This window comes from Cohnella sp. GbtcB17, from assembly GCF_019091135.1.
Classification (GTDB): Bacteria; Bacillota; Bacilli; order Paenibacillales; family Paenibacillaceae; genus Cohnella.
This window is the reverse complement of sequence record NZ_JAGXJW010000390.1, coordinates 1-245: the sequence shown is the minus strand read 5'-3', so window position 1 is coordinate 245 and position 245 is coordinate 1. Positions and strand designations below refer to the sequence as shown.

1 protein-coding gene is annotated in these 245 nt (G+C 56.7%); it reads left to right on the top strand.

What is annotated here, in order from left to right; all coding sequences use genetic code 11:
• Positions 1-42: 42 nt before the first annotated feature.
• A partial coding sequence (locus tag KVT38_RS34005; RefSeq protein WP_217598118.1) for an AraC family transcriptional regulator occupies positions 43-245 on the top strand: 203 nt, incomplete at its 3' end.

Below are 245 nucleotides of genomic sequence, written 5' to 3'. Positions count from 1 at the left end.
ATGCTTGAGCTTCTTGCGCAGCTCCTGCATAGGCGTCATGGCGTGAGCACGACCAAGCCAGATAGCGGCCATCCGTTGATCGCGGCCGTCCCGGGGATTATTCACGTGCATTACGCGCACGCCGCCCTGTCGCTGGAGCAGATCGCCTCGCATGTCAACGTAAGCGAAAGCTATCTAAGCCGGATCTTCCGGAAGGAAGTCGGATTGCCGGTCACCGATTATATTAATCGTACGCGTATCGACAA